This is a genomic window from Aquimarina sp. AD1 (assembly GCF_003443695.1).
In the GTDB taxonomy this organism is placed as follows: domain Bacteria; phylum Bacteroidota; class Bacteroidia; order Flavobacteriales; family Flavobacteriaceae; genus Aquimarina; species Aquimarina latercula.
The window spans coordinates 4,149,171-4,164,297 of sequence record NZ_CP031966.1 but is presented as its reverse complement, the minus strand read 5'-3'; the positions used below and the strand labels follow the sequence as shown (position 1 = coordinate 4,164,297).

Here is a 15,127-nt window from a genome sequence, read left to right as displayed (position 1 = left end):
TAAGATCACTTATTATTTTTTCCCTAGAAAAACACAGTTGTTTTTTAAAAACCCGAATTTTACACAAAAAGCAACTGTGTTATTTTACTCCTTCATTTTTTAAGACTTCTATATCTTCTAACAACCTTTCAATTTCTTCTAAATCAGTTCCGTCATAAAAGCCTCTAATACGCTTTTTCTTATCAACTAACACGAAATTTTCGGTATGAATCATATCATAAGGCCCACCATCACCATTCGATTTTGCTACTAAATATGATTTGCGTGCAAGATCATAAATATGCTTTTTGTCGCCAGTTACCAAGTTCCACCGAGTATCATCAACTCCTTTTCTAATTGCATATTCTTTTAATTGTGGTACCCCATCTGTTTCTGGAATTACCGTGTGAGATAATAGCTTAATATCTGGATCATTTTTTAATCTTCCCTGGATAAGTTTCATGTGATCTGTCATTATTGGACATATAGTCTGACATGTTGTAAAGAAAAAATCCGCAACATAAATCTTATCTTCATAATTAGACTGCGTAACTTTCTCACCATTCTGATTTAGAAGATTAAAATCTGCTATCTTATGGTATTTGCGTACATGCTGAACCGTACTATCTACTAATTCTAAACTCACCATATCTGGTTCATATACCTGTAAAATTCTTTTGGGTTTTAGAATTGAATAAATTATTGAAATAATAATCGCAGATAGTATAAATAAAACTATGGCAAAGAATTTGTACTTAGCAAAAAATCGAAGCATACTTACATTTTAGAGTTACAAAATTACAAGGTTTATCTTTTACAAAATTATGGTTTTCGCTAAAAAAATATTAAAACCGGAATCTGTATCCTTGATTTCTTTCATAAACTACTCTAAAAGGTTACTTTTGCGTGATTTAATTTTGAATAAGACCATATGAGTCCGATAATTATAAAAGCATTACAGCTATTATTAAGTTTGTCTATCCTAATCGTTCTACACGAATTAGGACACTTTATTCCGGCAAAGCTATTTAAGACACGAGTAGAAAAATTCTATTTATTCTTTGATGTAAAATACTCGTTATTTAAGAAAAAAATTGGAGAAACAGTTTATGGAATTGGATGGTTACCATTAGGTGGGTATGTTAAAATTTCTGGAATGATCGATGAGAGCATGGATAAGGAGCAAATGGCTGGACCACCACAACCATGGGAATTTAGATCAAAACCAGCTTGGCAACGATTAATTATTATGCTTGGGGGTGTTACAGTAAACATCATCCTTGGGTTTTTAATATATATGGCAATTATATTCACTTGGGGAATTTCTTATGTTTCTTCTGAGGATATACCGGATGGATATGAAGTTGCAGAAATATTTGAAGAATATGGGTTTAAAGATGGTGATAGAGTCCTTAAGGTAAATGGTGAAGATTTTAAAGATGCAAGAGATGTAAATATGTATCTTTTCTTAAGAGATGTAAAAAACATTACCGTATTATCAATTGATGGAAACACTAAAACTATCGACATCCCGGAAGACATTGGCACAACCATGTTTGAAGAAGGTGTTATGGAACCTTTTGGAATAAGACTAAAACCTGTCCTTGATACCGTAGTTGCTGATCGGCCTGCATATAAAGCGGGACTTAGAAATGGAGATGAAATTTTATCTGTTAATGGTAAAAAAATTAGTTGGTGGCATCAGTTTAAGAAGGAAGTAAAACCAAAAAAAGAAGAAGAAATTCAGGTTACCTTTCTTAGAGATGGATCGGAACAAACTATTTCTATAAAAACCGATGAAGAAGGTACTATTGGCGTATTACCAGTTTATTATAAGATAAATAAAGATGAGTTTTCGTTTGGAGAAAGTATCAGTGCAGGATTTAATTATAGCTACTGGAAACTTCACGATTATATTGCGCAATTTAAGTATGTCTTTACTAAGAAAGGAGCTACTCAAATTGGTGGATTTGCTGCCATAGGTAATTTATTTCCACCTGTATGGGATTGGGCTGCCTTTTGGAGTACAACAGCCTTTATTTCGATTATTTTGGCTTTCATGAATATTTTACCAATTCCTGCATTAGATGGAGGACATGTAATGTTTTTATTATATGAAATCATTGCTGGCAGAAAACCTAATGATAAGTTTATGGAGTATGCACAACTTGTTGGTTTTGTTATACTAATCGCTTTGTTACTTTTTGCAAATGGGAATGATATTTATCGAGCTATCTTCGAATAACAATAAAAAATCAAAAAAATCTTTTTGTGTTTTAAAAAATAGTATATATTTGCACTCGCAAAAGAGAAAAACACTTCTCGATTGTAAAGAGATATTCCTCCTTAGCTCAGTTGGTTAGAGCATCTGACTGTTAATCAGAGGGTCCTTGGTTCGAGTCCAAGAGGGGGAGCAAAAAAAGCCTAAACTTTAAGTTTAGGCTTTTTTGTTTTACAATTTTTTATTAAAGTTACATTTGGAAAAAACTAAAACAAGGTTGTTATAATACACTTATCTTTTTTAAGATTTAGCTCTATAATCTTTAGGGGTTTTTCTAGTGTATTTTCTAAACGCTCTATGAAAAGATGATTTGGAATTAAAACCTACTTCATACAAAATCTCCAAAACATGACTGGATCTTCTATTAGGGTCTTCAAGAATTTTGATAGCCATCTCAATTCTATACTCATTAATGAAATCAAAAAAATGCTTGCCAATATAACGATTAATCAAAATTGACAACTCCTGAGTTTCCATACCAACGCTATTTGCAAGCTCCTTTATGCTTAATGTAGAATTAAGAAAAGACTGATTAATTTCAATGTGTTGTCTTAATTTTACAATTTTTTCTTGAATTTCTTTCTGATCACTTACTTGATTCAAATTTATATTTTGAGAATTATTTAGATACAAATTTTTCACTAACTTATGTTTAGTATCCACCGCACGGAAAATTTCTGGAGAATACAAACTTTTTAGTATCAGCCAAGACACAAATAATACTAAATAAATAGTATGAAAAATTCTTATATTTAATATTTCCTCATGATTCCCAAAATAAATAATTGCCGTTCTGAAGAATGAAAAAATAAATAACAACACTAATAAAAAAGTTAACTGATTTAACCATTTGTAATTAAAATATCTTTTATCTGAATAATTTTCTAATAATATCAATTTATATTTTTTTAATTCCACACACATAAGTATCAAATAGAAGCTAATAGTAACCATATTTAAAAAAGCGTATAATTTTGCTTCTAAATGAGAATGGTATGATTGATAAAAAACCATTCGATCTGTTTCACTTACAGAAAAAAATCTTGGAATAAAAATTATGATTACCAAAACAAATGGTATTATATGTAATAAGTGTCCCTTGTTTAACTTAAAGTCAAGATACATAGATGAAATCAAGTACAAATAAAGTAGAGGCCCGGAAAAGAGCATAAATTGATCTCTTAACTGCTCAAAAATTAAAGGTGTTCTAATGTAATCAGAATAAAGAAAAACACTGATATGAATCGCCAATATCAACAAAAATAATCCCATTAACATATTGCTAACTTTATTATGTCTTTTACTTTTAACAGTAAACAAAAATAAAGCTAACACCAATGCAATGAAAAATGCAAGTATTGTGGCTTTTTCCAAAATAAAATCTTGACCCATAAAAGAAACAGTAGTATAAATGCTAAAATAAGCATGTTCAAATAACTACTGTTCAAAATGGATTATAAATACAATTTTGTTAATTGTTTTCTAATTCTTTTATCTTGGCGTTCATTTGGTCATTGTAGTTCCACTTATTAACCACATTCATCTTAATCGCACGTTTATAACCAGCTATAGCTCCTAAAGTATCTCCTTGTTTTTCGTATGTCTCAGCCAAACCTGCTTGAGGAATCCACCACTCCGGAAATGTCTTTAAAAGAATATTGTAAACATCAAATGCTGCAAAATCACTATTATAATTCAATGTATTTCCTATCCCATTTATATTCCACTTCAAATTATAAAACTCGGTTTCCAAGTTTTCTGAGATAAGTGTTTTAAGTACTAATTCTGCCTTTTCATATTCTTTATTCACCACTAAGCTCATAATATCTTCTTCCAAAGTCAAATCTTTAGTTTTTAATTCTGGAATTGTCATCCTAGCAATATCATCTATTATGATATCATAAGCTGGATGTAAATAACCATTTGAAAGTAAAATAATAGTTGTATTATTATCTAAAAACTTTCTAAATCCTACACAATTCCCCCCAGAAAAACCAACAGATTTCAGGTTATTTACCGGATAGATTCCCCACCCGTGCAAAAATTTATCTGTTTTGTTTTTATAATTAAAAAGTGTCCATAACATTTTTTTTGATTCACTATTAAGCAATTCATTATTATCTAATTTAGAATTCCACTTAACAAACTCATCAAGAGTAATGTTTAATCCATTACCAGAAAACCCTCTCGTCCCACTATTATTCTTGTCTTTATCAAACTCTTTAGTCTTATAATTATAGAAATACCTTGTTGCTCTTTTAGGAATATCATCTGTAGCATTAGATGAAAACAATACATTATCATAGTCACCATTAAATTGATTCTTAAGTACAAACTCTGCAAAAGACAATCCAGAGACATTTTCGATTATTTGAGAAAGAAGCCAATAATTAGTTTGATTGTATTCAAATTGATTTCCTCTTTCAAAATCCATTTCATCATTAGATAGTTTTTCCATTAACTGATCATCTGTTAAATCCCATTTATATCTAATCATATCAGGTAGTCCAGATGAATGACTTAATAAATTGTTGATTCTAATATCACGCCACTTAAGTGGTAAATTGTTAAGATATTTTGAAATTTTATCATTCAAGCTGATTTTTCCCTTTTCTATAAGTTGAAAAACAGCAGTAGATGTTATTAGTTTTGTTGAAGAAAACATTCTAAACAATGTTTGTTCATCAACATTCCTGTTTTGCTCCAATGAAGATTTTCCTTTATAAGTTTGATAAATTATACTATCATTTTGTATAACAGAAATAGCCAAACCTGGAATACTATGCAACTTCATTACATTGGTAACATAGGTGTCGATATTGTTTTTCAAGTTGCAACTTGTCTCTACATTTTTTTTATTAACGCATGAGACACTAATAATTACTAGTATTAAAACATGCAATAGGTTTTTTTTCATTTTTTTTTCTTTTAATTGATGATGAAGTACTAATAAAGAATGTATATCCTTTATTATTGAGCAATATTAATTTTAAGAAATGAATTAAAAGTCCCATTTAAAAAAAGCGAACTTATTTTTTCAAAAACTCCATCGTCAATTTGTCTACATCTGAACATATTATTTTCAGTATAAAACATTCTGAAGAAAAACTAAGAAACAATAAAACTTATCAATATTATCAAATATATTTTTTAACTTTAAGTTCATTCAAATCATTTTAAAAATGAAGAGTTTAAAAAAATTCAAAAAACTATCTAGAACCGAACTAACAAAAATAAACGGTGGTTCTAATAACACTACTGGTGAATGCAATGATTTTATTGACTCATCAACAACAATGGCAATGCCGGAACCCGGAAGATATTGTTTGTAAGATTAACATCTGTTAACTTTTATTCTATTATTAATTAAATCCTAAAATTTCATAAGAGTAATCTGCTCTTAAAAACCTAGGATTCCTTAAACTATCCGTCATATAGCTTTTACGTTCAGCGTTAAGGGATAAGCCCGTTTTATCTTCATATTTTGTATTAACAATATAACTATAAGTAGTCCCGTGATGTACCATATTACCGACTAATTTATACGTTAATACATCAAAATAATACCACCAAGTATTCGCAGAAGAACCATCATCATTAAAATAAGTAACTTTCACTATGTAGACTTCCTTACTATCTATTGTATCTATTCCAACGTAAGATAATATGACTTCCTCATCTAACAATTTATAAGGTTGCCAGATAACATAGTGTGCTGCAATAACAGATTTATAGTACTTTTCTTTTAAATCTGAATCACCTTGTATAACGTTATCAAAATACACACTAATTTTATCATCCTCGAATACAACTTTCTTTTGAACAGTATTCTCTACCCATACCATTTCTGCCCTAAATTTTGGACTGAATATATTTTTATGGGTTTGTATAATTTTCTTCTCTATAGCTCCAAGACTATCATATAAAATAGTAGTTTTTTTATAAGAGATCTCCTTTACACTCTTCCATTTTTCTAACCCACCATGTGCCTCTAATGATTTTAGTATTATTTCCTTAGGATTCAGTTCATTTTTACAAGACCGCAGAGACAATAGTATAACAGGGATAATTAGGAATACTTTTATGACCTTTAACATCATTATATTTTTTAAAATAGTTGAATTAATCTTTAGACTATATTCTACCTTATCACAAAGTAAATTATTAATATAACTTTATTTTGTTAAACAAAAACTTAATTATTAGTTTTGCCGAAAAGTAATAAAGGAAAAAATTATCTAACATCCCCTCCCCTAGATAATTACAATACTATTCTTAAAACCAAAGGCAACGAGATATAAACAATTCTCGATTATGTGCCTTTTATGTAATTGGTTTTTATCAATAATAGTATTATTTAAAAAATTGTAGAAAAAAGCTTTAAAATTAGGCTCTAGATTTTATAGAACTAACCGCTATACTTGGAATAAAATGATAAAAAAATTAATTTCTATTTATTTACTCCTTATGCTAGGGAATCAACTCTTATTTTCCCAAGTTGATCATGTAAGTTGGGAGTTTAGAGGAGGAAGTCTTCTTAATAATCCCGACGGAACATCTACAGGACCAGGACCAGTACCTGCAGGATTAGATGTCGCAACAATACCAAACACATCTATCACAAGAGGCCGTTTACGATCCGCAATATTGGGTGACCTAGATAATGATGGGGATCTAGATTTTATTTCTGGTAGCCAAGGAGGTACAGTACACTATTTTAAAAATGAAGGTACGATTACATCTCCAAACTGGGTATCGGCATCTATACCTACTTTAGATACTATTTGGATTGATAGAAATTTAACAGTAAGAAACCAAAATAGACCTCAACTTGCAGATATTGATGATGACGGAGACCTTGATTTATTTATAGGTACAGATTATGATTATGAACGCGACCGAAATAATGACGTTCTTTTTTATAGAAACATAGGCTCCCCTGAAATTCCTGTATTTGAATATATTCCGGATGGCTTACCGGGACTTGATAATCAAGAGATAGCCGAATTTCCTGGTTTAGGTTTTGTAGATCTTGATAATGATTCTGATCTCGATCTCGTAGCACTAGGTAGTGATAAACTAACTTATTATAAAAATATTGGAACCAAAAATAATCCCATTTTCGAACGGCAATCTGAAGCAAATAGTCCTTGGGTTGATGAAAGTGCTTTTAATAATATGGATGTTCCAATACCCGTTTTTGAAGATTTTGACAAAGACGGAGACTTAGACATGTTTTTTATGATTGATACTGGATTTGTTAGATGGTTAGAAAATACCGGAACATCTACAGTTCCTAATTTTGCTTCAGTTCAGAATATGTTTAATGGTGAATTAACTCGTGGAGAAATTGGAAGTTTCGCTACTATTGATTTTGGAGATGTTGATGGAGATGGTTTAAAAGATGCAATTCTAGGTAGTTTTAATGTAGCAAGGTTTGCCTGGTTTAAACAAATTCCAGTATGTATAGCTCCTAGTATTCCTAATATTTCTGCAACTACCGAGTTATGTGAAGGTGAAACGACTAATATCACCATATCTGGTGATCTTAATATTGCTTCCACCTGGTCTATTTATACGGACTCCTGTGGAGGAAATTTACTAGGAACTACCACCACAAACACTTCAACGTTCGAAGTGACTCCAACTGCCCCCAGCACTACATACTATATAAGAGCAGAAGATGGTAATATCACGTGTATAGATGAAACGACAGCTAATTGCTTAACAATTACAATAAACGTTAATCCTATTGATGATCCTAGCTTTAGCTATGACCAAGTAATATATTGTGAAAATCAACCAAATACAACTCCTTCTATTACAGGTCTAACTGGTGGAACATTTAGCAGTACAACTGGACTTGTAATTGATCCTTCTTCAGGAGTAATAAATATTGCGGATAGTAATGCTGGTGATTATTTAGTTACCTATACAACTAATGGAACCTGTCCTAACTCTAGTCAAACTAATATAAATATTACTGAACTTGATGATCCTAGTTTTAGCTATGATCAAGCAATATATTGTGAAAATCAACCAAATACAACTCCATCTATTACAGGTCTAACTGGTGGAACATTTAGCAGTACAACTGGACTTGTAATTGATCCTTCTTCGGGAGTAATAAATATTGCAGATAGTGATGCTGGTGATTATGTAGTTACCTATACAACTAATGGAACCTGTCCTAACTCTAGTCAAACTAATGTAAATATTACTGAACTTGATGATCCTAGTTTTAGCTATGATCAAGCAATATATTGTGAAAATCAACCAAATACAACCCCATCTATTACAGGGCTAACTGGTGGAACATTTAGCAGTACAACTGGACTTGTAATTGATCCTTCTTCGGGAGTAATAAATATTGCGGATAGTAATGCTGGTGATTATTTAGTTACCTATACAACTAATGGAACTTGTCCTAACTCTAGTCAAACTAATGTAAATATAACGGAACTTGATGATCCGAGCTTTAGCTACGATCAAGCGATATATTGTGAAAATCAACCAAATACAACCCCATCTATTACAGGTCTAACTGGTGGAACATTTAGCAGTACAACTGGACTTGTAATTGATCCTTCTTCAGGAGTAATAAATATTGCGGATAGTGATGCTGGTGATTATGTAGTTACCTATACAACTAATGGAACCTGTCCTAACTCTAGTCAAACTAATGTAAATATAACGGAACTTGATGATCCTAGTTTTAGCTACGATCAAGCAATCTATTGTGAGAATGAGCCAAACACTGCCCCAACAATTACAGGGCTAACTGGTGGAGTATTCAGTAGTACAACGGGATTAGTAATTGATCCTTCTTCAGGAGTAATAAATATCGCAGATAGTGATGCAGGTGATTATGTAGTAACATACACAACTACGGGAACCTGTCCGAACTCTAGCCAAACTAATGTAAATATAACGGAACTTGATGATCCTAGTTTTAGCTACGATCAAACAATCTATTGTGAGAATGAGCCAAATACAACCCCATCTATTACAGGGCTAACTGGTGGAACATTTAGCAGTACAACTGGACTTGTAATTGATCCTTCTTCGGGAGTAATAAATATTGCGGATAGTAATGCTGGTGATTATGTAGTTACCTATACAACTAATGGAACCTGTCCTAACTCTAGTCAAACAAATGTAAATATTACTGAACTTGATGATACTAGCTTTAGCTACGATCAAGCAATCTATTGTGAGAATGAGCCAAATACAACTCCAACAATTACAGGGCTAACTGGTGGAACATTTAGCAGTACAACTGGACTTGTAATTGATCCTTCTTCGGGAGTAATAAATATTGCGGATAGCAATGCTGGTGATTATGTAGTTACCTATACAACTAATGGAACTTGTCCTAACTCTAGTCAAACTAATGTAAATATAACGGAACTTGATGATCCGAGCTTTAGCTACGATCAAGCAATATATTGTGAAAATCAACCAAATACAACCCCATCTATTACAGGGCTAACTGGTGGAACATTTAGCAGTACAACTGGACTTGTAATTGATCCTTCTTCGGGAGTAATAAATATTGCGGATAGTGATGCTGGTGATTATGTAGTTACCTATACAACTAATGGAACCTGTCCTAACTCTAGTCAAACAAATGTAAATATTACTGAACTTGATGATCCGAGCTTTAGCTACGATCAAGCAATCTATTGTGAGAATGAGCCAAATACAACCCCATCTATTACAGGGCTAACTGGTGGAACATTTAGCAGTACAACTGGACTTGTAATTGATCCTTCTTCGGGAGTAATAAATATTGCGGATAGTGATGCTGGTGATTATGTAGTTACCTATACAACTAATGGAACCTGTCCTAACTCTAGCCAAACTAATGTAAATATTACTGAACTTGATGATCCGAGCTTTAGCTACGATCAAGCAATCTATTGTGAGAATGAGCCAAATACAACTCCAACAATTACAGGGCTAACTGGTGGAACATTTAGCAGTACAACTGGACTTGTAATTGATCCTTCTTCAGGAGTAATAAATATTGCGGATAGTGATGCTGGTGATTATGTAGTTACCTATACAACTAATGGAACCTGTCCTAACTCTAGTCAAACAAATGTAAATATTACTGAACTTGATGATCCGAGCTTTAGCTACGATCAAGCAATCTATTGTGAGAATGAGCCAAATACAACTCCAACAATTACAGGGTTAACTGGTGGAGTATTCAGTAGCACAACTGGACTTGTAATTGACCCTTCCTCGGGAGTAATAAATATTGCGGATAGTGATGCTGGTGATTATGTAATTACCTATACAACTAATGGAACTTGTCCTAACTCTAGTCAAACAAATGTAAATATTACTGAACTTGATGATCCGAGCTTTAGCTACGATCAAGCAATCTATTGTGAGAATGAGCCAAATACAACTCCAACAATTACAGGGCTAACTGGTGGAGTATTCAGTAGCACAACTGGACTTGTAATTGACCCTTCCTCGGGAGTAATAAATATTGCGAATAGTGATGCTGGTGATTATATAGTTACCTATATAACTAATGGAACCTGTCCTAACTCTAGTCAAACAAATGTAAATATTACTGAACTTGATGATCCGAGCTTTAGCTACGATCAAGCAATCTATTGTGAGAATGAGCCAAATACAACTCCAACAATTACAGGGCTAACTGGTGGAGTATTCAGTAGCACAACTGGACTTGTAATTGATCCTTCTTCGGGAGTAATAAATATTGCGGATAGTGATGCTGGTGATTATGTAGTTACCTATACAACTAATGGGACTTGTTCGAATTCATCTAATTTTGACATTACAATTAATGATTTAGATAATGCATCATTTTTATATCCAGCGTCTTCTTTTTCAACTACTGAATCAAATACAGCTCCTGTAATAACTGGATTAACAGGTGGTGTTTTTACATCCTTACCAGCGGGATTGGTTATCGATAATAACACTGGAGAAATAGATCTAACCAATTCAATACCTAACACCTATACCATTACATATACAATAGCCAGAACATGTGTTAACTCATCTAGTGTGAATATATTTATCATAGACAATTCACCTCCAACTGCAAGTATTACTTCTACTGAAAGTAATCCAACAGGTAATTCTTCATTTGAAATCACTATTACTTTTAGTGAAGAAATCAATGATTTTGATTTAAATGATATTATTGTTCAAAATGGAATTGTAAGTAATCTTTCTGGTGACGGATTATCCTACCAAGCTACGGTCACTGCAACCGAAACAGGAACGGTTACTATTGATATCAATACAAACAGTTTTACAGACCTATATGGCAATGGAAATATTACTACAACTCAATTTAGAATTAATTTTGATAATACTTTAGGTATTAATGACGAAAGTCTATCAAATCGTATTACTATTTATCCAATACCATCCAGAAATACAATCAATATATCAGGTGAAATCAGTTTAAATTTAAAACGTGCTGAATTTTTTGATATTCAAGGTAAACTAATATTTTCCGAAACATTAGATACCAATAGTATTACTAACAGCATTGACATATCTTCAATTCATTCTGGTTTATATTTAATGAGAATAATTTCTGAAACAGACTCGATAACAAAAAAAATACTCAAAGAATAAAATTATTCTTTGAGTATATAGTTGTATTAGAATTACGTTACTTGAATTGAAATATAGTGCATTAAAACTCAAACTTTTCAAATAACACTCTATTTTTCTATCTATTATGTTTTATTCTTAAATTTTCTTATCCCCCAAGCTACTTTATAGGTTCTGTATAATAGATCATACAATACCATTTCATGCAGACGATTTTTAGACCTAAACAATCGATTCATAAGCATATGAATATAACTACTCATCATGTCATCTAATTGATTTTTATCTACAATCGTCAATATTTCTTTAACCAAATCTTTACTACTTATACTTTTCTCATCTAAAGCATCAATAATCGGAGCGTAATCTGGATCTGAATCTCTTTTAAAACTTAGGAAATTTTTAATTTTATCATGTTCATTTCGGAATTTCTTATCCATTTGCTTCTTAAGCCCCTTATTCATTCCAAACTCAACACCAAATCCAGTCTTTAAACGTTCCAATAAAGCCAACTTATCATCTTCACTATAACCAAAATCCTGAAGCAATTGATCTATAGCTCTAACGCCAAATAACCATCTCAATTCTTCTCCTTCGTCCCCATCAATCATATCTAAAAAATCCACTATCATTCTGCTATCCAAAAAAAATAATTCTTCTGAGATACTCATAGTTTCTCCTCCATATCGCTCTACCTCTCTTTGATATGTATCCAATTGTATTTTCCATATAAGATCTTCATCAGAAAACTCTTTTAACGAGCCATATAATGTGTTTATAACCTCAGCAATATTTTCAGGTTTATTATAGTGAAATCTTACTCTAATATGATGTTTTGGATCGTTATATCTTATAAAAAACCACTTATCGATAATTCCTTTGTCTAAAAGATGCGTAGCAATTGGTTTAATAATATCGGTTAGAATCAGGTCAGAGGTTTTAGGTCCAGTGTATATTTTATAATACAACCACTCGCTACCTACAATAAAGGATCTTTGTACATCAACCATTAATTCTGTATATTTTTTAGCTTAGTTTCGTTATAAAAAGACACCACAATTTGATTTGTAAACGTATTTTCTCCTTCTTTTATAGAACTATCTTCGGAATGCAAAAATTCCTTTAATTTAAATCTTTCTCTCTTCTTTACTGTATTCAGCAACATTTTCATTGATGTTATATTCCTCGTATTAATTAACAATTCATTATCTCCATCTACGAGTAGTACAAATTGAGGTAGTTTTTTAGCATCAATAATTTTATGTAATTCGATCTTAAATTCATCATCATCCTTTTGAGATTTCAATAAATCAGCGATATCTAATGATGAAATATTCCAAGTTGCATTAGAGAATATAACATCTTTATACTCAACTCTTGGTAAAAAATCATACTCCTCCGAAAACGGTCCCCAATCAAAACCAATTCCACTTCTTACATTTTGCGTTTGCATATTTGCTAAAAACTGATAAATCGGTAAAGCATTACTCGAAAAATTATGGGCATTTGTTAAATGGGGAACTACTTCTTTATTAAATTTTTTGGAACGTAATTTTACTTTACCTCTTGGGCTTGCAGAAATCATTAAATCATCTAACAAAAGTTGATCTTGGTCAGTAATAATAGATTTTGCTAAATAAGGAATTTCATATTTTCTAAAATTAGGTCGCATCAAAATATTACCAACTCTTGATTCGGGTAAATGCACTATTTCTGCTACAATTTTGTCCGGATTTAACTTGGTTTCTAAATCAATTATTTCCTGAGTGTAGGTATTTAAAGACTCATCACCGTGACAAAAACGACCTAATAAATTGGCTGCGCTCGAGCCTCCACAACTAGACATTACTATTTTTTGTGCACTATCTATTTCTACTAATTCTACCATAGAAGAAATCGTATCTGGCAAATCCTGCCAGTTTTCTTCTAATCCTTCAAAATCCTTATCTGTAAGTTCTAATAAATGTTTTCCTTCTTTTATAGACGACACTAATTTTTTATGAAGAATTGATTGTATCGAAGACCATTTAACCTCTTTTACAGCTACTTTTTCTTGTTTATATGGCAGTAAAAGATCATCAATAATCTGACTCACATCTCCAGAGTCTTTATCTTGTAAAAAACCAATTCCTAGTTCTACATCAAGCGCTTTTGATAAGGACACCTCTCTGCTCTCGTAACGTTCATAAAAAGCTGATTTAAATCTAGAAATAAATGTTTCTTTTGGAGGCAAGGTTAATTTGTTAAGTAATGATAACCCTCTTCTTATTTTTCTTATCGTATCATAACTCAGTGTGTTCTTCTCCACCGATAAACTCATATCCGTTTGAAACATATATTTTAACTCAAAACCAGTTTCTAACTTCTTAAGAGATTCGCTAAGATCGATATATTCCTGAGCCGAATTCCCGATATTTTTATCAATATGTTCTAATGTTTCTCGAACATTTTCTAATTCGGAAACAATATGATCAGTTCCTGATAATTTCTGTAGAACAGGCATTATTTGATCTAAAAATTCTGGTCCAGAAACAGAAGGTTCTAATTCACTAATTAATAATTGACTTTCTACCAATTGATCGATATATCCAGAAGCTTCGTCATAGGTAATTTCATCGTCTATTAATACTTCTGCTAAATCACTAAGTAATGCTCCTTTTTTTACTTTAGTTAGTACTTTTTGTAAATATTCTGAGTCCTCCACAGCAACAATATGATGCACTCTTTTACTATTCACATAAGAATATTCTACATATCTAAGTTGTTTTCCTGCTTTATATATACTGGTATTAGGGTAAAACAAGAGTTGATTCCGGATTTTCTTATCCTTTACAATATCCTGTGATAACGCTACCAGATAATTCATATCTAATCGTGTATGCCGATTGTTCTTTGATTTATCAGAAAGTTCTATGGATGTGATGTTAGAAAATTCTCCAACCGCAGTACCGGCAAAAAGACCAAATGGCGTACATCTAGAAGACATCCTACTAAGATATTTCAAAACAGAATACATCATACGTTCTGATGCTGCTTTCTCCTTTATTTCTCCTTTTAGCCACTTTTCAAACTCTTGATATAATGAAGGAGATGCTAAAAAAATCGCTTCTTTAACAATTTTATCCGTACAAACTGTTTTTAGTTCTTCTTCACTTAATTCTTCGTTTTTAGTTAACTCTTTATAAAATGAAAAAGAAAAGAGTGGTGTTCTTAAAACGTACTTAGAAAAGTTTTTATAGCTCATAGTTTTGCTAT

At 31.7% G+C, this 15,127-nt stretch carries 9 protein-coding genes and 1 tRNA gene; 4 read left to right on the top strand and 6 right to left on the bottom strand.

Annotation, left to right across the window (positions count from 1 at the left end; translation table 11 throughout):
• Positions 1-79: 79 nt before the first annotated feature.
• Positions 80-754, bottom strand: coding sequence for an SCO family protein (locus D1815_RS17965; RefSeq protein ID WP_118388678.1), 675 nt, complete (start codon positions 752-754; stop codon positions 80-82).
• A gap of 156 nt (positions 755-910) precedes the next feature.
• On the opposite strand from D1815_RS17965, the gene rseP reads away from it, so the two are divergent.
• Positions 911-2,224 (top strand): RIP metalloprotease RseP, encoded by a 1,314-nt coding sequence (gene rseP / locus D1815_RS17960; protein WP_118388676.1) that lies wholly within the window; start codon positions 911-913, stop codon positions 2,222-2,224.
• Positions 2,225-2,319: 95 nt separating this feature from the next.
• Positions 2,320-2,393: transfer RNA gene (locus D1815_RS17955), tRNA-Asn, on the top strand.
• A gap of 107 nt (positions 2,394-2,500) precedes the next feature.
• Here the strand turns inward: D1815_RS17955 and D1815_RS17950 are convergent.
• Together D1815_RS17950 and D1815_RS17945 are read right to left on the bottom strand one after the other, a co-directional pair.
• On the bottom strand, positions 2,501-3,652 hold the full coding sequence (locus D1815_RS17950) for an AraC family transcriptional regulator (RefSeq protein WP_118388674.1): 1,152 nt from the start codon (positions 3,650-3,652) through the stop codon (positions 2,501-2,503).
• Positions 3,653-3,731: 79 nt separating this feature from the next.
• Positions 3,732-5,177 carry a serine hydrolase domain-containing protein gene (locus D1815_RS17945; protein ID WP_118388672.1) on the bottom strand — a complete coding sequence of 482 codons (1,446 nt, stop codon included), beginning with the start codon at positions 5,175-5,177 and terminating at the stop codon, positions 3,732-3,734.
• A gap of 265 nt (positions 5,178-5,442) precedes the next feature.
• Here D1815_RS17945 and D1815_RS23750 point away from each other — a divergent pair, with 265 nt between their 5' ends.
• Entirely contained in the window at positions 5,443-5,592 is a 150-nt protein-coding gene (locus tag D1815_RS23750) for a hypothetical protein (protein ID WP_158594519.1), read from the top strand.
• A 30-nt stretch (positions 5,593-5,622) separates the two neighbouring features.
• On the opposite strand, the gene D1815_RS17940 is transcribed toward D1815_RS23750, so the two are convergent.
• Complete coding sequence (locus D1815_RS17940) at positions 5,623-6,357, bottom strand: DUF6503 family protein (protein ID WP_118388669.1); 735 nt, start codon at positions 6,355-6,357, stop codon at positions 5,623-5,625.
• A gap of 334 nt (positions 6,358-6,691) precedes the next feature.
• Here D1815_RS17940 and D1815_RS17935 point away from each other — a divergent pair, with 334 nt between their 5' ends.
• Complete coding sequence (locus D1815_RS17935) at positions 6,692-11,893, top strand: Ig-like domain-containing protein (RefSeq protein ID WP_118388667.1); 5,202 nt, start codon at positions 6,692-6,694, stop codon at positions 11,891-11,893.
• A gap of 104 nt (positions 11,894-11,997) precedes the next feature.
• Here the strand turns inward: D1815_RS17935 and D1815_RS17930 are convergent, their stop codons facing one another.
• Together D1815_RS17930 and D1815_RS17925 are read right to left on the bottom strand one after the other, a co-directional pair.
• Entirely contained in the window at positions 11,998-12,882 is an 885-nt protein-coding gene (locus D1815_RS17930) for a thiopeptide-type bacteriocin biosynthesis protein (RefSeq protein WP_118388665.1), read from the bottom strand.
• Positions 12,882-15,116 carry a lantibiotic dehydratase family protein gene (locus D1815_RS17925; protein ID WP_147404029.1) on the bottom strand — a complete coding sequence of 745 codons (2,235 nt, stop codon included), beginning with the start codon at positions 15,114-15,116 and terminating at the stop codon, positions 12,882-12,884. Before D1815_RS17925 ends, D1815_RS17930 begins: the two co-directional genes overlap by 1 nt.
• Positions 15,117-15,127: the final 11 nt, after the last annotated feature.

Bases quoted from the DNA above. Each gene is read 5' to 3' on its own strand.
- D1815_RS17935 (WP_118388667.1), top strand. From the start codon at position 6,692: ATGATAAAAAAATTAATTTCTATTTATTTACTCCTTATGCTAGGGAAT.
- D1815_RS17965 (WP_118388678.1), bottom strand. From the start codon at position 754: ATGCTTCGATTTTTTGCTAAGTACAAATTCTTTGCCATAGTTTTATTT.
- D1815_RS17945 (WP_118388672.1), bottom strand. From the start codon at position 5,177: ATGAAAAAAAACCTATTGCATGTTTTAATACTAGTAATTATTAGTGTC.
- rseP (WP_118388676.1), top strand. From the start codon at position 911: ATGAGTCCGATAATTATAAAAGCATTACAGCTATTATTAAGTTTGTCT.
- D1815_RS17950 (WP_118388674.1), bottom strand. From the start codon at position 3,652: ATGGGTCAAGATTTTATTTTGGAAAAAGCCACAATACTTGCATTTTTC.
- D1815_RS23750 (WP_158594519.1), top strand. From the start codon at position 5,443: ATGAAGAGTTTAAAAAAATTCAAAAAACTATCTAGAACCGAACTAACA.
- D1815_RS17930 (WP_118388665.1), bottom strand. From the start codon at position 12,882: ATGGTTGATGTACAAAGATCCTTTATTGTAGGTAGCGAGTGGTTGTAT.
- D1815_RS17940 (WP_118388669.1), bottom strand. From the start codon at position 6,357: ATGTTAAAGGTCATAAAAGTATTCCTAATTATCCCTGTTATACTATTG.
- D1815_RS17925 (WP_147404029.1), bottom strand. From the start codon at position 15,116: ATGAGCTATAAAAACTTTTCTAAGTACGTTTTAAGAACACCACTCTTT.